The organism is Mesohalobacter halotolerans (assembly GCF_006120725.1).
Taxonomy (GTDB): domain Bacteria; phylum Bacteroidota; class Bacteroidia; order Flavobacteriales; family Flavobacteriaceae; genus Psychroflexus; species Psychroflexus halotolerans.
Map to the genome: position 1 here is coordinate 736287 of NZ_SWMU01000001.1, position 21162 is coordinate 757448.

A 21162-nucleotide genomic window follows, 5' to 3' on the forward strand; every position below is an offset into this window, starting at 1 on the left:
TTAGTTAAGTAATCTATATATGGGTAATGTATTTCCTTTTTCGGTTTCTATTAGGCCAAAGCTCACAAAACTGTTAGGCGCTTCAGGCTCTAAAAGTTCAGGCAACAGATTGGCACGCCTCTGGTTCATTTTGACCATAAATGTCCCGGCTTTAAAGGTTTTTTCCTCTTTTTTTAAGGATGTTTCAACTGTTTGTAATTTCATTTTTTCATAGCGAATCGGTTTTCTGTAATAGGTATCTACGTAATAACTTTCTACTTCAAGCACTTTTTCTTGGCTAAGTTCTTCGACTTCTATCCCTAAAGTCCTTATTTTTTTTGCTAAAGAAGTTTGATTGGCATCAAGGATATAGGCCGTCGGTCTTGTTCTGGAAAGTGTAGCTTCTGCCTTCCAAGCATCGCGCACCATCATTTCAAACTCAACGTATTCAACAGCGCTGACATCTATAAATTTTACCTTGTCTTTATAAACTGCTCTTTCACTTTCAACTACCACAGGGTTGCTTTGTTGTATGGCTTTTTCAATTTCACTTTTGACGAGTTCGATGTTTTCTGCTGCCGCCCTAAGGTAAGCAACGGCTATTAAGAAGCTGGAATGGATTCTCCGTTTAAAGGATGTTCGGCCTAAGGCCACACCTCTAATTTCAATCAGGGATGAAATGGTATTGGTTAAGGCATTGTTAGAGGCACTGGAGCGCGCACTGATAGACCCCTGATTGATGTGAATATCGCCACTAATTTTTCGGGTCGAAATGTAGGGGTGATGGGTATAATTAAATTCATCTAAAGATTTTCTGGCCTTGTCTACAAACACATCGTTAGTTAAGTTTCTGAGATTTTCAGGCACATTTAGATTTCCGCTGTAAAGAAACATGGCATCGTACATGTTGGTTACCCCAAAATCGCCCATTCTGGCATAATCACGTCGGTAAGCTCTGTATTCATGAAAATCTACGGCCACTTCAGGGCTAAAGTTGACATAAGCTTTTTTCAAGATCACAGTTTCAGGCGCCATCAGTTTGGTTTGGTCTCGGTTAAGGTCAAGACCATTGGCGGCGTATCTGTTGTTTTTAAGATAACCGTCTATATTGGCCATAGGCACGACGGCAAGTTCAACATTATCAAGAATATCCGTATAATTGTCGTCATTGAGCAGTTTGTCTAAAAGGTATAGCATACTTTCTGTACTGGCAGGTTCGTTGCCGTGCAGACCACCCTGCATCCAGACTTTTATTTTCTCATTTTCATTGGGATTAGTGAGTTTTACCATGGGGATATTTCTGCCTTTTTGGCTTTCCCCGATAAAACTCAGCTTAATTTTATGAGGGTGATTGTCGACTAAATTATTCAGAAAACCTAACAATTCTTCATAATTGGTGTATCCTCTTTTCTTTTGTAGTGCAGGTGTGGTATTCAATACCTCATCACTATCCGGAAAAAACTTTTCTGTTATTTTTTTGGATTGAGGTGTAAATTGTGCATAAGCTGTTATGCATAAAATACTCATCAATATGGTAACTATATTCTTCATCTTAAAAGGATAAGGTTAAAATTACTCTGATTAAGCTTTCATCTCCGGGTATAGGTTCAGAATTATTATTAAAAACCCCAAACTCACCGGCTTCAACATAAGTATAAGACGCCTGAATTTTTGCACCATAGCCTCTCGTCAGATACTTGCTGATACCAAAAGTGTAAAAATTCGGTCGGTTGTAAAATGTGGCGTTATTCAAGAATGAGTTGGTTTCGGCATTGATATGGGTATAACGGGCATCAACTGAAAAACCGTTTTTAAAAATATAACCGGCCTGAATGTTATAGGCTTCGCCAAGCATCATTTGCCGCCTGACGTATTCCTGAGGCGTATAATCTCTAAAGTCTGAGGATGTCGGGTTTACTCTTCCTCTGAATCTGTCGGTGAGTACACTAACATCGGGGCCATAAATGTCGCTTCTCAAATTAATATCTTCAGCAATATTTGTCAAGAAACTTTTATGATATTCTCCTAAGACTGAAAAGCCTTTGTATTTGAACATGAAATCGACACCAAATTTAGCGTAATCAGGCAGGCGTTCTTCGCCGTCATCCAGGGCGCCGTTGCCGTTAACATCATTTAGGTACACAATCCTGCCGCTGTTTCGCCCCCTTCTACTGGTAATGCCGTCATTGTAGTTAAAGGTAGCTCCAACTACCAATTTAGGGGTGAGTTCTCTTACGACATCGGCTTGACGAAATTGACCATAATTGGTAAATAAACCAAATGGTAAAAAATCTATCCGAGTCCCATATTTTAAACCTCCTCTGTCATTGGCAAAGACATTTGCGCCATCGCCATTGGTGATGGTGAGATAGGGTTTTAGATAGGTTCCTCGTCCGGTTCTAAACGTTCCTTTGGCAAATAGTCCAAATTCGCGAATACTGGCAAAGGCAGAAGTTAAACGGCTACGTTCCGGTAATTGAAGTGTATTGGAGTTCATGAACAACTCGCGGTTATCGGTATAGGTAGCCCGCTGTCCAAAAATTAACTCTACCCTTCTTGCAACTTTGTAAGCGACATATGCATCTAAAAGGTAATTTCTGGCATCTGTGATGTCGCCGTCTATCTGCGCTTCATCCTGTCCAGCCAAATCCACCTGAAGTCTATAACTAAAACGCTCGTTTGCCGACTGTCCGGAAAGTCTTAAACGCAAACGTCTCATCCTGTAACGGACTGAATTAGGTTCATCTGAGTTTTGGTAAGTTTCTACATCCATCCAGGGCTGCATATAACCTTGCAACTTTACTGTACTGCTATTGGCGTTTGTAAAGTTATAGCCTTCACCAAAGGTGTAGGAACTCAGTTTTGTGTTTTGTGCAAACTGCTCCGAAAAACTCAGCAAGGTTATTACACAAACAATAATTTTAAAACCGTTCATAGTTAGTTGTTTAATACTATAGTTCAAAATTTCCTTTCACTATAATGTTTTTATCTTTCATCATGTGTTGTCCTTTGGCAAAAACGTCTAGGAGATTTAAGTCTTCATCAAAACAACAAAAATCAGCATCACAGCCTACTGCTATTCTTCCCTTATGCCTTATACCTAAATTTTCTGCGGGATTGGTAGTGTTGAGCTTAATGGCTTGTTCTATTGGCAGCCCACCTTGTTTGATTAAGGCCTGGATTTGTTCCAAATTGGCATCAATAGGGGCACATCTTACGCCGATGGCATTGCCATTATCATCAAACTTAGTTAACCCGGCATGACCGTCTGTACTAAAAGTCATTTTATCGATAGAAACCCCTTCATCTAAGGCATAAAGCACCGACTTATAAGGCGCTGTATATTTTGAAGCGCCGGTAGTGATGTCTATCATACCGCCCAGTTTGGCAAATTCGATCGCCTGGTCAAAAAGTGGTTTTGTTCTCCCCACGTGTGTTGGCGAAATGTGTTTGATGGGAAAATGGTAATCATTGACAAGCTCAAACAACACATCCATTTTGCTGGATAAATTTCCCAGGTGCAAATGCAGGATGCCTTTTTTACCGCCAATCATTCCACCAACCATGATGTCTCTGAGTTTCCTGACCAAATCATCTGCAGACGGATATGAAGAACGAATGTCACTGATGGCAATTTTTACCCCAAGGACTTTATCGATAAACAGCATATCACCCTGAATACTATCGGTGATGGTTACCGTGTCCATACCATAATATCCACTAAACATGTAGGCTGAAAGGCCTTCTTGGTTCAATCCTTTGACTTTAGCGTAAAGTGTTCTGATGTTACGTGCAGTCCCATCTGTACCCAAAAGACTATTGACTGTTGTAGAGCCGCAAGCGATGAGTTCGCTTAGTTTTACTTCGGGCGTCATCGAAGCAAATCCCTCTTTGCCACCGGCGCCAATCACATGAATATGCTGGTCAATTAGACCGGGAGTTACGATTTTTCCATCCAGATCAATAACCTTAGTATGCTTATTGTCAAACTCTGAAAGGTCATCCTCAATAGCTATGATTTTATTATTGGCTATTAAAATGTCTTTCATCCCCATTTTTTCAGGGCTGTAGAGTTTTGTATGTTTTAGTAATGTAAGCATAATTTAAATAAAGTGATAGGTTAACATGATGATTAAAGCCACTCCAAGAGGTATAAGATTTCGTTTAACGATGTCTATGGTTGAGACTTTGGCGATTTCGGCAGTGGCAATAATAACACCGGCTACCGGAGAAACGGTTCTACCCATTGAAGCAGAAAACTGCATGGGTAAAAGTATTGAAGTGGTCTCAGCACTAAGACCTTTTGAAATTTTGGGAATCAGTGGCCCAAAGGCAAAAAATGAAGCATTCCCGCTACCCATGAGCATAGAGGCTAAAAAGATCATTACTGTCATGACAATACCAATACCAATCAGACCAAAGCCTGCATTTTCAGCAATTGCTAATAAACCTTCTATAAACCCAAGACTGATCAAGCCTTTGGCAAATATGTCTGCAGTGATGATGAGCGTCACCACTGTTTTAAAAATATTGCCCATCCCATTCCAAAAGATTTTCAGCGAATCAAAAAGCTCTTTTAGGTTTCGTTTTCTGATGCCTTCAAATATCAGTGCAATAAACAAGCTGATAAACATCGCTGTGGTTGTATCTAAAGTAATCGGGCTTGGAAACAAACTGAATAATTTTGAAAACACAATCAGCAACACAATTGGTAAAACAGGTATAACCGCATAGATTAAGGGTACTCCCAGTTTTTCTGAGTTTTGTTTGTCTTTTTTAAGTTTTTCAGCATTTTTAGACGCTTCAGGGTCTTCGTTTCTTTTTTTGTCAAAGTATTTATTGACAAAATAATACGTGATCATCATGGAAATGCTCAAGGGCCAGACCAGTGGAATTTGAAAATCTACCAAATACGCTATGGCAGGTAATTTAGCGATTGAAGCCGCACTAACGCTCATGGCAGAAGCAGGTCCCATGCCAAAAGCCGTTGCTGCAGTAATCACAGAAACTGCTGATAATCTGCTTACCCCAAGATTGACTAATATAGGAAACAATGACGCCATAAGCAATAATCCCAGGCCAGCAGCCGAAGGGATAGATACAAACAGCACCTGACCAATCGGAATCACCATTGAGGCCGCGATGTAGGGTTTTTTCTTAAATAGCTGAAGTGGTTTCATGGCCACATGCACGAGGGCTTTGGACGCTCCTATCTTATCGATATATGCGACAAAACCACCAATAGCCATAATCATGAGGCCAACACCGGCGTTGGTTTTGCTAAAGGATTCTTTAATGTATCTAAAAAAATCAAAACCGATAAACCCAGTTTCATCTTTTAGTTTTGGCAAGCCATAATTCAGCAGAAAAGACACGAGCAACATCAAGAGTCCGGATACCAGTAATATGGCATGCGGGTTGTGTTTTTTAAGCAGTAATCTGGCGACCACTACTATAAAAATCAGCGATATGATGAGACCTGTATAATCCATGTTAGATTAACTTAGAATGAGCTGCCATCAACTTTTGTTCCCGGTGAGTACAAAGCGCCGTTCGCTTCCTCGATGTCCTGATCGTGTTGTACAAAATCACCGGTGAGGTCCGGGAATCGCGTGTAGGATTCATTCGGATTGTTGGATAAAGGCTCAACATCAAAGGTGAGGACAACATTACCATTAGCATCGGCTACCGTTACAAAGTCACCAGAATTGTTCATGTTTATGACACTTTCTGAACCTGTTTGAACAATAGCTCCACCAAAATCTCCTGTTGGTGAACCTCCTCCAAAAAGGACAAGCACACCGTTTACAGGTACAATAGTTCCCTGTGGAAAGATATGTCTGACTTCAGAAGCATCAGATACGGTCCAACCAGACATATCCAGTTCAGGACCTGAATTGAAGAATTCAATAAACTCATCCTCATTAGGGTCTCGGGTGCCATCATTATTGGCATCACCAGCACTTCCAGATGGTGGGTCATATAAAACTTCATTAATCAAAAAGCCTAAGAACGGGCAACCATTGTTTAATGGGTCACCGGGAGTATTTGGGCACTCATCTTCGTTGTCAAATACCCCATCTCCATCGGTATCGACATCATCGTCCTGAAGGATGATTTGAATTTCTGTGGTTGAGAATTCAGTCAGTACTTCAGAGGCATCAAGACTTACAATAATGCTTTCAGGCTCTTCAAGCATGGTATCCTGAATACTGTTTAAGGTAATATCACCGGATAATTCACCCTTAGGGATTGTAATGCTATTGCTGCTTGTGCTGTAATCTTCAGACAGGTTGGCTGATCCGGAAAAATTAAGATTAAAATTTAAGTCTTCAGAAAACGTGCCATTAAGCGTTGCAGTAATTGTTACATTGCCATCGGCTTCAGAAAGACTTTCACTGCTCGATGAAAGTGCTACAACCGGTAAAATATCATCTGTAGTACATGCAAACTGAAAGAGGCATAACAATATGATACTTATTACCCGGGTTATGTTTCTACTTTTGTTCATAAGTCAAAAAATTATTTGGTTTCAACTTTTAAAGTTGTAAATAATCATACCAGTTTATGTAAAAATTCATACCAATTACATCTGGAATATCAAAAAGGCCGTTTAATTAAAAACGGCCATATATTGATTTTAATTTATAATTAATTTTTGAGTATAACTGCTTTTAGAAACAGAGACTCTTATAAAATAAACACCACTCTCTAAGCGCGATATGTCTAACTTGTCACTTTCTAAAGTTGTGCTTAGGATATTTCTACCCATGAGGTCAAAAATTTCAAGGTTTTTAATTCCTTCAATATTAGATTCTATATTCACAAATCCATCTCTTACAGGATTGGGGTATATTTTGAATTTGTTATTGAAGTTTACATCTTCAACAGAAAGTGTAGATCCATCAACTTGCAATCCAGGAGAATAAACTAGTGCTGGATTAGCATTGGTATGAAAATCGTAACCTCCGGTAATATCTGGATTTCTAGTGATAGATTCGTTAGAGCCAAAATCAATACCCAAATCAGATTCAAGTTGCGGGCTATTTAGCTCTAAAACAAAATCGTCATTAGCAGTTGTAACAGTTACAACGTCACCACTATTTGACAAGTTTAACTGCCCATCAGAAGCCGTCTGGACTATAGCTGTTCCAAAACTGCCTGTTGGCGTTCCACCACCAAACACAACATATGCGCTGTTTGGAGACAAGACTGTATTTGCAGGCACGGTGTGTCTTGGGGTTCCTGAGCCAAGAGCATTTGAGTCATAGATTTTATAACCACTGATGTCCAAACTAGAATTTGAATTATTGAAAAATTCTAAAAATTCATCGTCCAAAGCATCTCTCGTTCCATCATTATTGGCGTCGCCTTCAACTTCTGGCGTTGCACTATCATCACTTGGTGGGTCAAAAAGCGCTTCATTAAGTACTAATGGTACACAAACTGGACTTTCTACATCAACTGACAAATCACAAACTCCACCATCGCCAAGATCACTTAATGTTACGGTAACATCAGTGCCTTCTGGAATATTCATGATTTGAATTATTCCTGAATCCATCATGTTTGGGTCATCACCACCAACAGTGCCAGCAGTTGTCGATACTGTAAATGTATTTCCATCATTGGCATTAGAAAAATCAATACTAGCAGTATAAGTATCATCAGTAGCACCAACAGCTTCAGACATGCAATTTACAGAAGTTGTGTTTCCAAAAATTGTTGTACAAACATTACCTGTTGGGGTCCATCCTGAACCTGTGCCTAAAGGGAATGTGCCTCCGAGACTTGCAAAATAGGTTTCTAAATTAGGGCTAACAACACCACCTTCGCAAGCCGTGTGGTCATCTAATTCCTGTTCTGGTGTAATATCCCAATGGGTTGGATCCCAAGTTCCAAGATCTGGAATTCCATCTAGTCGCGTTGCCACGGCATCACTGTGTTGCCAATTAGAATCCGTATCGTTATCTGCATCGGTTTCAGTTTTACCAAATTGGCTAACTACTGTACCGTTTAATACAACTTGATAGCCGTCATCTCCATTGGTTGAAGTTCCAACAACAACCGTATTTGATGCATCAAAAGTCGTAGAAGGAAACTCAGCTTGCATGAGTGCAATATCTCTAACGATATATACAAACGTATCTGTTTGAACACCCAATGCAGAAATATCAATTTGATTGTCTGCCCAAGGATCTCCATTTTGCATATAATTTAAGGTCACTTCAGACCCAAAATCTACCGTGCCATCTACATAAAGTTCAACAGTTTTTACAAAAGGACTCGAACATCCGGTTTCAATAATCTTAGTAATCGTCACATTTTGAGAAAATGCGCCAACACTAAATAAAAGAATTAATAAGTACAATTTTTTCATAAATCTAAATTTAATTAATAAAACGTTTTCGTGGTTATGTAATACAATATTAGAATCTAATTAAGTATATTTATCATACCAATTTAATAAACTTATGCATACCGATAGCAATTTTATATTAAATACCATTTGCGATGAGTTTAATTTTAGTGATGGGAATAAAAAACTCAGTAAATATTTAAAACTTACCACTTATTTAAGAGAAAAAATTGAGCATCGTGAATTTCCACATGCGTATTATCTGCCATCAACACGACAACTAGCAAAAAATTTAAACATTTCAAGAAGCACAGTTATTAAAGCTTATGAGCAGCTCCAATTTGAGGGTTTAATTAATTCCAAATCAGGTTCTGGATATCAAATTACCAATATCTTTGAATCTCAAGATTTTGACAGTAAGATTAAAAATGACGTCAATTATCCAGAAATTTCAAAAAAAGGGAAATCGTTTTTAAAAAATGTATCCTTAATCCACAGCACTGACGAAAAATTTATAGGGTTTAGACCCGGACTTCCGCCTCTAGACGTCTTTCCGGTAAACCAATGGAAACGTTTATCCAATTTGTATTGGCGCCATATCAAATATTCGTCTTTATCTTTTTCGGATTCATCAGGTATAGAAGTCTTGAAAAAGAATATAGCTAAATATCTAAATTTGACACGTGGTTTAAAATGTGATTATCACCAAATTGTGATTGTTTCCGGCTCTTTACAATCCTTATATCTAATAGGTAATGCACTACTCAATCCCAGCGATACTATGGTGATGGAAAACCCCACATTCCCCAATGTGAACTCCATATTTAGAAGCCTAGATGCTAATATCAAACCTGTATCGGTAGATGATGAAGGCATCAAAATCAATGATTTAAAATTGTTAGAAAATGAAAGTCCAAAACTTATTCATTTAACACCTTCAAACCATTATCCAACTGGTGTGAAAATGAGTCTTCAACGAAAACGAGAAATTTTAAAATGGGCCAATAAGCATGAAGCCATAATCATAGAAAATGACTACGACCACGAAATTAGTAATTGGAAAACTAAAAAGGAGTCTATTTTTAGTCTTGATCAACAGCAACGCACAATTTTTCTAGGAACTTTTAATAGACTGCTACACCAATCTGTCAGACTCGGTTATATGGTGGTTCCGTATTACTTATTAGAAACAATTAAAGCTTTACAAAAACATTCTCATCGCTTTGTGTCGCCATCAAACCAAGTAGTAATGAGTCAATTTATAGAAAAAAACCATCTTTACAATCACATTAAAAATGTTGTAGATGTGGCTAAAGAGAGAAAAACCACGTTTATTGAAAACTTTAAAAAGCATATGCATCCATCGATGACAATTAAACCTTCGCAGGTCAATAGCTTGCATATATTAACTGAAATCCCAAAATATATTTCAGATACTAAATTGGCTGAAGCGCTTAATAAAGAAAATATTATTGCACATCAATACAGCAAATGTTTTGTAGAAGGACAAAAACAAGGCTTAATTTTTGGTTACTCCTGTGTAAAACGACCAGTTATTGAAAAGAAAATCAAAAAACTTTCTCAACTCTATTTAAACTTTATTGAAATATAGTAGATGGTATGTAAATATTTATAGAATTGGTATTTATATAGAAAAATATCTTTTACGTTATTCGTCAAAAAACTAATTGTGCAAAAAATACATTTCTTATTCATATTGACTATTTTTATCTGGTCTTGCGACCAAAATGATGTCGATAATGTTGATAATAATTCAACTTTAAATGGCACTGGGGCTTATCAATTTCAATACAATATGACTAACACCGTTAAAACGCTAAACGTGTTTTATCATATTCCCGATGTTGACCAGACTAATTTACCAGTCTTAGTCCTATTTCACGGCGCTGGCAGAAATGCATCTGATATACGTAATGCTTGGATTGCAGAAGCTAATGCCAAACTATTTATCATCGTCGCTCCAGAATTTTCAGACCAAAATTTTCCTGGCGGCGATCAATACAATCTAGGTAACGTATTTATAGACGGTGATAATCCAAGTCCACAAACCCTAAACCCCGAACAAGATTGGACATTTTCTATTGTTGACCCTTTATTTGAAGATTTTAAATCTCGAGCTGGTAATACCTCGTCTAACTATAATGTGTTTGGATTTTCTGCTGGTGCACAATTTGCCCATAGACTTATGTCGTTTAAACCAGATGCTAAAATCGATAAAATTGTAGCTTCTGCTGCAGGATGGTATACCGTGCCAGATAATGACGAAGACTTTCCTTATGGATTTTTTAATAGTCCATTAGAAGACATTTCGTTATCCAATTTATTTTCAAAAACGTTCACCATTCAAATTGGCACTTTAGATAATAACCCCAATGCGCCAGCGCTGAGGCGAAACCCTATTGTCGACCAGCAAGGTGATAACCGATTTGATCGCGCATTTTATATGTTCAATACAAGCCAAACTTATGCTGAAAGCTTAAATCTTCAATTTAATTGGGAGATTATAGAAACACCTGGCAATGGTCATAATATGGAGCAAAGTGTGCCACAAGCTACTGAAATTTTATTTTAACGGTATCACGATAGTGTCTTAAAATTTCATTACATTTTAAACTTATTCCTATAAAATCACTCTAAAATATCGTAGATTTAATTCTAAAAATTCTAAACCATGCGATATTTTACGATTTTATGCTTAACTTTTTTTACATTTCAGCTTCAAGCCCAATCGCCAATTATGCAACCCACGATTTCACCTGATGGCAATCAATTGGCCTTTAGTTTTCAAGGAGATATTTGGATCAGTGATATTTCCGGAAATAATACCAAAAGACTGACGATTCATGAGGCTTATGAAAGCAATCCGGTTTGGTCTAATGAAGGGCAACATATTGTATTTTCAAGTGACAGGTTTGGTAACGATGACCTTTTTAAAACAACAATTCAAGGAGGTACGCCTGAGCGTTTAACCTATCATTCTGCAAGCGATAATCCGTATAGCATAACTTCAGATGGAGATGTTTTATTTACCACGTCCAGAAATTATAGACAAGTTGAACGCGAAGCTGAAATCTATGTTTTAGAAAAAGGCGCTTCAACAGAAAAACGATTTTTAGATGCATTAGGTTTCGACCCTGTTAGTTCTCCCGACGGCAATAAAATCGCTTTTGTTCGCGGCACTTGCCGAATCGCTAGAGAAGCTTACAACGGCCCCGCTAATCGTGATGTTTGGGTTTTTGATAAAACAACAGGTGACTACACACAAATCACCAAACACGGCACTAACGATTTTAATCCACATTGGCTGAACAATGATAAATTAGTTTTTATTTCTGGTAGAAGTGGACGTTATAATATTCATCAAACCAATTTAGATGGCAACACCTCTCAGTTAACCAATCGTGATGAACTTGGAATTATAAATTTTTCTGTAAGTCCACAAACCAATACAATTGCGTTTCAAACCGCAAAGCAATCTTATACTTTTGATATCTATACTAAAAAAGCACAACCCATTAGTATGAACATCAGCAGTGATTATCGCTTCGATCCTGTAGTCAAAAAAAGTATGCGCAACAGTGTAGATGAGTTTTCAGTATCGCCAAATGCAAGATTTATAGCCTATATTAATCGCGGTGAGTTATTTGTCACACGTAATGATAAAGAAGACAGTAAATCTGTCCGTTTAACTAACGGTCCTGCAAGAGAGTCCAATCCTGTTTGGCTTAATGATTCTGTATTGTTGTTTATTTCAGACCGTGAAGATCAGAAAGACTTATATACAATGTACTCAACAGATGACGATGAGTCCGATCTATTTTATTCATTTAAAAGAGCAACTAAACGATTAACCAAAACTAAGGACGAAGAATCTAATCCAGTCGTGAGTCCCGATGGTAAGAAAATTGCTATAGAAATAGGCAGAGGTGGTTTAAAAGTTTTTAATATAGATGAAAAAGGAAAATTAAGCAAAGCTAAAACACTTCTCGACGGTTGGGATTCACCAAGTGGGGTAACTTGGTCGCCGGATAGCCAATGGTTGGCCTACAGCAAATCTGATTTAAATTTTAACGAAGACGTATTTATTCATGCTGCTGATAATTCTCACGATCCTGTGAATGTAAGTATGCATCCTAAGGGCGATTACAATCCTGTATGGAGTAAAAATGGCAGCAAATTAGGTTTTGTGTCTGAACGAAACAACGGCGATAACGACATCTGGTTTGCTTGGCTCAAAAAAGAAGACTGGGGAAAATCAAAAGCAGAATGGACTCGCCGAGAAAAGGAAAAAGACGACAAAAACAAATCAAAACCCAAAAAGAAAGGCGATGAGAATGATGAAGAAAAGCAAGAAGAAACTAAAGACATCGTGATCGATTTCGACAAAATTTATCAACGCTTAGAACAAGTTACTAGATTTACAGGTGGCGAATCTGACTTTACTTTTGATGCTAAAGGCGAACATATTTACTATACCAATGGTGGTGTAAGTCGAAAAAATTATGATATAGACCGAAGACTGTTTAAAATCAAATGGGACGGCAGTGACAAAAAAGAAATCAAAGGTGGTTCAAACACTTACGGTCTTCAGAAATACCCATTAAAAACTAAGATTTATTTCATGTCTCGTGGCGGGCAAATTAATGTGTTGAATACTAAGTCTGATAAAATAGAAAAATTACCCGTTAATTCTGAAATGAAAATTCGTTATAAAGAAGAGTTAACGCAAATTTTTGAAGAAGGATGGCGCGTATTAAATGCCGGATTTTACGACCCGGAATTCCATGGACAAGATTGGGATAAGTTGAAAAAAACCTACAAGCCTTTAGCTCTAAATGCTTCGACAAAGGAGGACTTTAGAATGATTTTTAACTTGATGTTAGGTCAGTTGAATGCCTCTCATATGGGTCTTTATGGCAGTAATGAACAGAAAAATACCCAAAGTGAGCGCACTGGACTACTCGGCGTAGAAGGTGAGTCTACAACAGACGGTTTTAAAATTACAAGAGTGGTTTATGATAGCCCGGCCGACAAAACAGATAGTCAATTGCAAGTTGGTGATGTCATTACAGGAGTTAACCAAAATGCAGTCAAATCTTCTGAAAATTTTTATAGTCATCTCGAAGGTTCAGCCAATGAAAGGACTTTACTTAGTGTAATACGAAATGGCGATGATTTGGAAATGATCATTTGGCCAACTAATTCTCTGCGCACTGAGTTATACAATGAATGGGTTGAAAATCGCCGGCAATTGGTTGAGGAGTATTCTGATGGAAGACTCGGTTATTTGCATATTCAAGGGATGAATTGGAGTTCTTTTGAACGGTTTGAGCGTGAGCTTATGGCCGCAGGCTATGGCAAAGAAGGTATTGTGATTGATGTGCGGTATAATGGTGGTGGCTGGACTACAGACTATCTTATGGCGGTTTTAAATGTAGATCAGCATGCTTATACCATTCCACGTGGTGCTGCTAAAAGTTTAGAGAACCACAAAAACTTTAAAGAAAATTATCCTTTTGGCGAACGTTTGCCTTTGGCTTCCTGGACTAAACCCTCGATAGCTTTATGTAACCAAAATTCGTACTCTAATGCTGAAATATTTTCGCACGCTTATAAAACATTAGACTTAGGAACACTAGTAGGAACCCCAACTTTTGGTGCTGTTATTTCTACCGGTGGTGCCAGATTACAAGACGGATCGTATATTCGTCTTCCATTCAGAGCCTGGTATGTAAAGGCTACTGAAGAAAATATGGAAAATGGTCCTGCCGTTCCCGATATTATCATCAATAATCCACCAGCTTATAAAGCGAAAAATATAGATCCTCAATTGAAAAGAGCAGTTGATGAGTTACTAAACCAATTATAATAAAACCATGAAAAATTTAGTATTAATAGGATTATGTATAAGCATTTTTGCTTGCAAAAAAGAGCCAAAACAAGATAAAAACACAAGACAATCCGAGTTTCAAGTCAAAACCAATTCACCATTAAAAAAACTTGCATCTGATTTTAAGTTTACTGAAGGCCCAGCAGTAGATTCAACAGGTAATGTGTATTTCTCTGACATTCCTAATTCTAAAATTTGGATATGGACGCTTGCCGATAGTTTAAAGTTGTTTAGAGAAAACAGTAATGGCTCCAATGGTCTATATTTTGATAAAAACCAAAACCTTTTGGCTTGTGAAGGTGGCGCTTCCCAAATAAGCTTAACCACTCCAAAAGGGGATTACAAAATCATAGCTTCAGAATTTGAAGGAAAACCTTTTAATTCAACAAACGACCTTTGGCCGGATAACAAAGGCGGTGTGTATTTTACAGATCCACAGTATGGAGGAGATTTAGACAACCTAAACCAAGGCGGCATGCATGTATTTTATTTACATCCTGACCATGAAACCATTACCAAAGTCTGTAGTGATTTAAACCGACCTAACGGGATTTTTGGCACACCTGATGGTAAAACACTTTATGTTTCTGACCGCGGTGCCGGAAAAACCTATAGTTATAATATTGAAGATGATGGAAGTCTGTCTGATAAAACGCTTATCATTGATAAAGGCAGCGATGGCATGACCTTGGATCAGGAAGGAAATATTTATATCACCACCAAAGGTAAATCTCAGGTAGATATCTTTTCAAAATCAGGAGATTTAATCAAAACCATAAAAATCCCCGAATCACCAACGAATGTTTGTTTTGGAGGTAAAGAGCGCAATCAATTGTATATTACCGCTCAAACCTCTTTGTATCGAATTAGCTTAAATGTAAAAGGTGTAGACTAAATTTTCGCTTCGTATAAAGTCTTTGTTTTAATTAACTTAATCAACATGTATAAGCAATAGCCTGCTGGCCCAAACATAAAGCAAAGCAATAAGCACGGAATAATGAGATAGTGGCTTATACCGTGTTTTTGAGCATGACCTACAATCCAATGACCAATTAATAAGTCAAACACTAAATAGTGTATCCATCCTGTTAATACTGCTTTATTAGAAGTAAACATAGCTTTTATACCTTCTAAACTATTAAATGCATCTAACTCTAAATCGCCTAGGCTGTTCACGAGATAAAATATATAAAGTAAAGCCATTATTATAGCAAAAGCATAAATAACAGGTTTTCGCCATGACTTTTTTGGAAAAAAGATCAAAATTAACCAAGCTGGTATGACGATAGTATTTACAATTTGGAATACAATTGAAGCAGACATGATAATGTACTTTTAAATCTGAATTTAAAAATAATTTTTGAATAATAATGTACCGACTATTGAAATATACAGACTTGTTTTTTAAATCGAATACTAAAAACTTAAAACTGTCCTCGTATCCTTAAATTAAATACGCGCGGACTCAAAAAATCGGGAATGGCAAATTGATTTTTACTTTCAGCATCTCTCACAAAAGTATTGGTAATAGAATTTAAACGATCAAAAAGATTAAAAATCTCAAACCCGACTTCGAGATGCTTAAAAGGTTTTAACCAATGCCCTTTGTTTAAAACATCACCTTCTTCTTTTAAAGTATAGAAAAATCCGGCATCAACTCGCGTATAATCAGGTAAGCGGTTTTGAAAATCGAAAGGATCAGCAAACTGGGGTTGACCACCAGGCAAACCTGTATTGTAGACCAAGTTTAAATACAATTTCATTTTTGGGATATTAGGGATATAATCCTGGAATAAGGCTGCAAACTTTAAACGCTGATCGGTTGGACGAGCAATATAGCCGCGTTCATCAAATTTTTCTTCGGTTTTTAAATACCCGAAACTGAACCAACTTTCTGTGCCAGGAACAAATTCGCCATTCAGTCGCATATCCAAACCATAGGCGTAGGCTTCAGCAATATTATTGGCTTGATAGCGAATCCTGACATTTTCTACTGTAAATCGGTTGACATCGGTTAGTCGTTTATAATAGACTTCAGAAACCAGTTTAAATGGTCTCTCCCAAAGTTTAAAACTGTAATCATGACCTGCGACAATATGAAAGGACTGTTGGGCCTTGACTTTTTCATTTACACTACCATCAGGACGTCGAAGCTCTCGATAAAATGGCGGTTGATGATATAAACCTGTAGCCAACCTAAAAATCATGTCTTTGTCCCAATCCGGTTTGATCGCAAATTGTGCTCGAGGACTGACGACGGATTGGGTGTTATTTTCAATACCATCACCGCTTACATTCCAAGTATGTGATCGTATTCCTGCGTTATACCAAGCTTTGGCATTACCTATTTTATTTTGGTAACTCCACTGCAAATAGTTGGTAAACCGGTTGATTTGCATATCATTAAACGATCGGATTCTAATGAAAGGTTCTATGGGTTCGTCAAAGGGTTCATAAGGTTCGTCGTTGGCAAAATCCGGCAAAGGTGGCCTGACATTAAAACCAGCAGAATCTACAACTTCAAATTCCTGCAGTCGGTCTCTGATGTCCTCGTGGGTAAATTTAACCCCATATTTGATTAAATGCTCGTCAATTTTAATATCACCTTGATGATCAAAGTTAAATATTAAAGCGTCTAAATCGTTTCGTGCATGCTTGAATTGACTTCCTGCGCCTTGGGTGAATTCAACATCACCAAAATTTTCATCTCCAATACTAGAATTTACTGCACCTAATCTGTATTGCGCTAAAATATCAAAATGTTCTTGTTCTTGGGTATGATAGGTCGAAGCTATAAATTTTGCCGTATAATTTTCAGATACATCATAGGTGGCTTTTAATGCGCCAAAATAAGTTTCATACTCGTCATCTTCTTGGCCTTCATAAAATACCAACAACGCTCTTGGGTCTTGCAAAGTTCCAAAATTGGTTTGTCGCGTAAAGGGTTCAAATTCGTAATCGTTGATAGAAATATTACCGAGAAAACCTAGCTCAAACTTATCATTAAACTTATAAGTGACATAGCTCTGCACGTCAAAAAAGCGTGGTCTAAAATTAGCTTCGGTATCTTTTGCATTAACAAAAAGTGAATTATCGCGATATCTCACACCGCCTATGGCAGACAGCTTTTTGTCTTTTGAAATACCACCAACCATTGCCGAGCCACCGAGGAAACTTCCTTCAAAACTCGCCATGAAATCTACAGGTCTTTCATAAGTAATGTCGAGAACCGATGACATCCTATCGCCGTATTGAGCCTTAAATCCACCTGCAGAAAATTTAATATTTCGTACCATATCGGGATTGACAAAACTCAACCCTTCTTGCTGACCACTTCTAATCAAAAACGGGCGATACACCTGAATATCATTGACATAAACTAAATTTTCATCAAAATTTCCACCGCGCACGTTGTATTGGGTGCTCAATTCGTTATTTGAACTTACTCCTGGTAGAGATGTCAACAGGTTTTCTACGCCTGGATTGGCACCGGGAATTCGTCTTACCGTTGCAGGTTCTAGTGTGACAATGCCTTCAACTCGGGTTTGTTTTTCTTTAGTAATGGTGACTTCTCCAATTTGTTCAACATTGGTCTTTAAAACAAAATTTAACTCTCGAGATTGATTGACTCCAAGTTCAACTGTAGCTGTTATCGGTTTAAAGCCTGTATAGCTTATGTTGACTTTTACTTTGCGATTGGCTGGAATTCTTAATTCATAAAACCCATTTTCATTAGAAGATGTGCCTGAACTCTCTGTAGTAATATTAGCAAATGGCAGCGGATTTTTATTTTCATCAAAAATTATACCTTTGATAGAAGCGGTTTGCGCATATCCACAGGTCAATAAAAAACTAATAAAGAGTAAAAAGAAATATTTATTCAAGAGTGAGATTTAGTTTTTTCTAAAAAATTTTGCTTCAAATATAGCAGTATTTCCGACTTTATCCGTGACTACCAATTTAAAATTATTTTCGGTATCGCTTATCACACCATCATTAAAATCATGAACCAGTGTATTGGTTTTATAGTCGTATTCCATCAATATAAATTTGCCATTTACTGTGGCTCTGTAACTATCAATCCCCGTTAAATCGTCATCTATTTTAAGTTTAAGATAGCGAAAACGCGATAACCATTGTTTATTACGAAAATTAAGTGGCTTTATTGTAGGCGGTGTGGTATCTTTTGCCAAAACATATTCGCCAAACTCTTTCACCCCTGTCGTAAATCGGTTTTTCTTTTTTTTGGTATTGACGTAATAAATTTTACCCCATGGCATTTTTCTGCCAATAAACAATTGTTGCTTGTCTTTATCGTTGTATCTAGACACGTCGAAACCAATCGTAATACCTTTATGAACGGGTGTTCTGTAATCGTGTAACTTTACACTTTCGCCATCAACTTCAATATCTAAATACGCGTCATTATACAACGCATGTTTTGGTATGTAGATATCTACCAAACCTTTGTCATAAGCAAAAGCATGGTCGTGTTTGACATAGTAATTGGTTTTGGCAACACTGTCTTTGATGTTTTGACTTAGTGGTTTATAGCTTATCGGGATGTGAATTTGAGTTGTATTGCCTTTAAAATCTTTAATTTTTAAATCGTATTTGTAATTTAAAGTGTCGTCAATTTGTAATATGCCGTTATTGATAGGATTATAGTTAATTTCTAAACGTTTATAATCATAACTTCTCAATTTGTGAATTCTTCGCTTGTGTTCACGGTAATAGCCATAATCTATAAGCCTATTCAAATATCGGGTTTCGCTAAAAGCAAAACGCTTAAAAGTTGATGTAAAAAAATCTAAGCCGTTGAGTTTGGCTTCAACTTGATAATAACCGTTTCTATTTAATGCAAAATCTAATTGGTCATAAGCTTCTATGCCAAAATAAATATCCCCAGCAGCTTTTATTTCAGGCACTTTTAGATTTCCGTTTCGGCTTCTAATTGTTCTTAACTTTATACGACCACGCTTAAAGTTGATATGAGCATCAGCTGATGCTGTAAACGCATAGATATTTCTCAATCGAGGAGGTTTTGTATCTTTAACTTCCTCAAAACCAAACAAAAAAGGATTCATAGGTCGGGATTGACTGTCTCGAATTTCAAAATGCAAATGTGGCCCACCACTTGAGCCAGTATTACCACTATAAGCTATGATTTCTCCTGACTTTACAGGTAATTTATTCGGAGATGGAAAAAGCTGAACTTCGTAGCTTTCTTGGTCGTATTGATAGGCTTTGACGTAGTCTTCAATTTCTGGAGCAAACTTTTTTAAATGTGCGTAAACTGTAGTATAACCATTGGGATGGGTGATGTATAAAGCTTTGCCGTAACCAAAGCGTCGTATTTTAATACGGCTTACGTAACCCCTAGCACTGGCTTTAATTTCAAGTCCTGTGCGCCCTTGAGTTTTTAGGTCTAAGCCAGCGTGGAAATGATTTGATCGCAGTTCACCGAAAGTCCCCGATAAAACTAAAGGTATATCTAATGGTTTTTGAAAATAATTCTTTGGTAACTCATTTTGAGCCAAAATCATTTGAGAAAATAAAATGAGTAGCCCAAAATAGATTTTCATGTGCTAAATTTTAAATTTTAAAGTTAATAAGATTTTAAAAAATGCAAAGCTAATCAATCAAAAGCTTTAGCATACGTTCATTTCCTCTAAAATCTTTGCGAAATTCAGCATTAGAAATGTTGTAAGACTGTATCATTTTTTTTAAATCATCGCTTAGGTATTGATTGATTTCAAAATAAACAGTTTTACATCTCGAAGAAGCTAAAGCTAGCTCAATGATTTTTTTATAAAACACTAAAGCATCATCATTTTTGACAAATAAGGCTTGATGTGGTTCAAATTTTAATACATTTTCGTGCATTTGCTTTTTTTCAAGAACTCTCACATAAGGTGGGTTTGAAACAATAATTTCAACTTCTTTTGGAAGTGAGTTAAGCTTAAAAATGTCTTGTGCTTCAAAGTTGATTGTTAACTGATTTTGTTTTGCGTTTTCTGAAGCGATTTGGAGTGCTGTTTTTGAAATATCTAAGGCTGAAATTTCACATTCTGGTAATTCTTTTTTTAAAGCAATGGCAATACAACCACTACCAGTGCCAATATCTAAAATTTGTTTTTTGGATTGATTTTTCAATTCAGTTACAATCCATTCTACCAATTCTTCAGTTTCTGGGCGCGGAATTAACACTTCAGGATTCACTTGAAACCTCATGCCGTAAAATTCAGTTGACCCTAAAATATATTGTATCGGCTCTTGTTGTTGTAGGCGGTGTAAATAGTTTTGAATGGTTTTTAATTCTTTTGAATTAATTTCAACATCAGGATTTAAATACACATCAATGCGTTTCAGTTTTAAAACCTCTTCAACAACCCAATACAAAAAGGTATCGATTTCAGATTTTGAATAAATTTTTGAAAGGGTTTTATGGAAAAGGTTTTGAAGTGTTTTTGTAGTCATAAATCTTAATCTTAGATAGACTATAAAATTTTAAATATCATTTTTTAAATTTAGGATGTTTTATTTGAGTAGTCTAGCTGTTGTATAAACTACTTTTGCATTAAGTCAAAAATCTTACTCAATATTTCTCTGCTTTAGATTTCTTGCAGAATGATGAATAGTTAAGATATCAATTCGGTTTTTAGATACAATTCTACCTGTGTAAGATTGGGTTTTTAAAATATGAGTTCTGTTTCGGATAGTTAAAATCTGTCTTTTTGCATAAAGTTTTGAATCTTTAGAGATATATTCAGCTATTTCTTTTAGGTCATTTTTAGATTGAAATGTCCAATTTATTCGAACCATTTATTAACTGCTTCGTTTAGTTCAGCTTCACTTAAAACCTCATCGTTTTGAGATTGAGTTTTTCCTTTTTCAATTTTTTCCAATACAA

15 protein-coding genes are annotated in these 21162 nt (G+C 36.8%); 4 read left to right on the forward strand and 11 right to left on the reverse strand.

Going from position 1 to position 21162, the window contains the following annotated elements; translation table 11 throughout:
- The 6 genes from FCN74_RS03455 to FCN74_RS03480 form a co-directional block, all read right to left on the reverse strand.
- Nucleotides 1-1530 (reverse strand): M14 family metallopeptidase, encoded by a 1530-nt coding sequence (locus tag FCN74_RS03455; RefSeq protein ID WP_138931187.1) that lies wholly within the window; start codon nucleotides 1528-1530, stop codon nucleotides 1-3.
- A 1-nt stretch (nucleotide 1531) separates the two neighbouring features.
- Nucleotides 1532-2914, reverse strand: coding sequence for a porin family protein (locus tag FCN74_RS03460; RefSeq protein ID WP_138931188.1), 1383 nt, complete (start codon nucleotides 2912-2914; stop codon nucleotides 1532-1534).
- A 16-nt stretch (nucleotides 2915-2930) separates the two neighbouring features.
- Nucleotides 2931-4079 carry a beta-aspartyl-peptidase gene (gene iadA / locus FCN74_RS03465; protein WP_138931189.1) on the reverse strand — a complete coding sequence of 383 codons (1149 nt, stop codon included), beginning with the start codon at nucleotides 4077-4079 and terminating at the stop codon, nucleotides 2931-2933.
- A gap of 3 nt (nucleotides 4080-4082) precedes the next feature.
- Nucleotides 4083-5471: a C4-dicarboxylate transporter DcuC gene (gene dcuC, locus FCN74_RS03470; protein ID WP_138931190.1), complete on the reverse strand. Its 1389-nt coding sequence runs from the start codon at nucleotides 5469-5471 to the stop codon at nucleotides 4083-4085.
- 11 nt (nucleotides 5472-5482) lie between these two features.
- The gene (locus FCN74_RS03475; RefSeq protein ID WP_138931191.1) at nucleotides 5483-6490 is read right to left on the reverse strand and encodes a lamin tail domain-containing protein; all 1008 of its coding nucleotides are present in this window, start codon (nucleotides 6488-6490) and stop codon (nucleotides 5483-5485) included.
- Nucleotides 6491-6619: 129 nt separating this feature from the next.
- Nucleotides 6620-8359, reverse strand: coding sequence for a T9SS type A sorting domain-containing protein (locus tag FCN74_RS03480; RefSeq protein ID WP_138931192.1), 1740 nt, complete (start codon nucleotides 8357-8359; stop codon nucleotides 6620-6622).
- A 94-nt stretch (nucleotides 8360-8453) separates the two neighbouring features.
- On the opposite strand from FCN74_RS03480, the gene pdxR reads away from it, so the two are divergent.
- The 4 genes from pdxR (at nucleotide 8454) to FCN74_RS03500 (ending at nucleotide 15144) form a co-directional block, all read left to right on the forward strand.
- Complete coding sequence (gene pdxR, locus FCN74_RS03485) at nucleotides 8454-9950, forward strand: MocR-like pyridoxine biosynthesis transcription factor PdxR (protein ID WP_138931193.1); 1497 nt, start codon at nucleotides 8454-8456, stop codon at nucleotides 9948-9950.
- Between the two features lie 78 nt (nucleotides 9951-10028).
- Nucleotides 10029-10931 carry a hypothetical protein gene (locus tag FCN74_RS03490; RefSeq protein ID WP_138931194.1) on the forward strand — a complete coding sequence of 301 codons (903 nt, stop codon included), beginning with the start codon at nucleotides 10029-10031 and terminating at the stop codon, nucleotides 10929-10931.
- Nucleotides 10932-11030: 99 nt separating this feature from the next.
- Nucleotides 11031-14228, forward strand: a complete 3198-nt coding sequence (locus tag FCN74_RS03495) for a S41 family peptidase (protein WP_138931195.1) — start codon at nucleotides 11031-11033, stop codon at nucleotides 14226-14228.
- 7 nt (nucleotides 14229-14235) lie between these two features.
- Nucleotides 14236-15144: an SMP-30/gluconolactonase/LRE family protein gene (locus tag FCN74_RS03500; protein WP_138931196.1), complete on the forward strand. Its 909-nt coding sequence runs from the start codon at nucleotides 14236-14238 to the stop codon at nucleotides 15142-15144.
- Here the strand turns inward: FCN74_RS03500 and FCN74_RS03505 are convergent.
- The 5 genes from FCN74_RS03505 to FCN74_RS03525 all read right to left on the reverse strand — a co-directional run bounded on the left by FCN74_RS03505 (nucleotide 15141) and on the right by FCN74_RS03525 (nucleotide 21074).
- On the reverse strand, nucleotides 15141-15572 hold the full coding sequence (locus FCN74_RS03505) for an ABA4-like family protein (RefSeq protein WP_138931197.1): 432 nt from the start codon (nucleotides 15570-15572) through the stop codon (nucleotides 15141-15143). The two genes, FCN74_RS03500 and FCN74_RS03505, sit on opposite strands and share 4 nt — an antisense overlap.
- Before the next feature lie 101 nt (nucleotides 15573-15673).
- A complete protein-coding gene (locus FCN74_RS03510) occupies nucleotides 15674-18133 on the reverse strand; it encodes a TonB-dependent receptor (protein WP_138931198.1) in 2460 nt (819 codons plus the stop codon).
- Between the two features lie 9 nt (nucleotides 18134-18142).
- Nucleotides 18143-19834, reverse strand: coding sequence for a M23 family metallopeptidase (locus tag FCN74_RS03515; protein WP_138931199.1), 1692 nt, complete (start codon nucleotides 19832-19834; stop codon nucleotides 18143-18145).
- 49 nt (nucleotides 19835-19883) lie between these two features.
- Nucleotides 19884-20729, reverse strand: coding sequence for a peptide chain release factor N(5)-glutamine methyltransferase (gene prmC / locus FCN74_RS03520; RefSeq protein ID WP_138931200.1), 846 nt, complete (start codon nucleotides 20727-20729; stop codon nucleotides 19884-19886).
- A gap of 114 nt (nucleotides 20730-20843) precedes the next feature.
- A complete protein-coding gene (locus FCN74_RS03525) occupies nucleotides 20844-21074 on the reverse strand; it encodes a type II toxin-antitoxin system RelE/ParE family toxin (protein ID WP_138931201.1) in 231 nt (76 codons plus the stop codon).
- Nucleotides 21075-21162 lie beyond the last annotated feature (88 nt).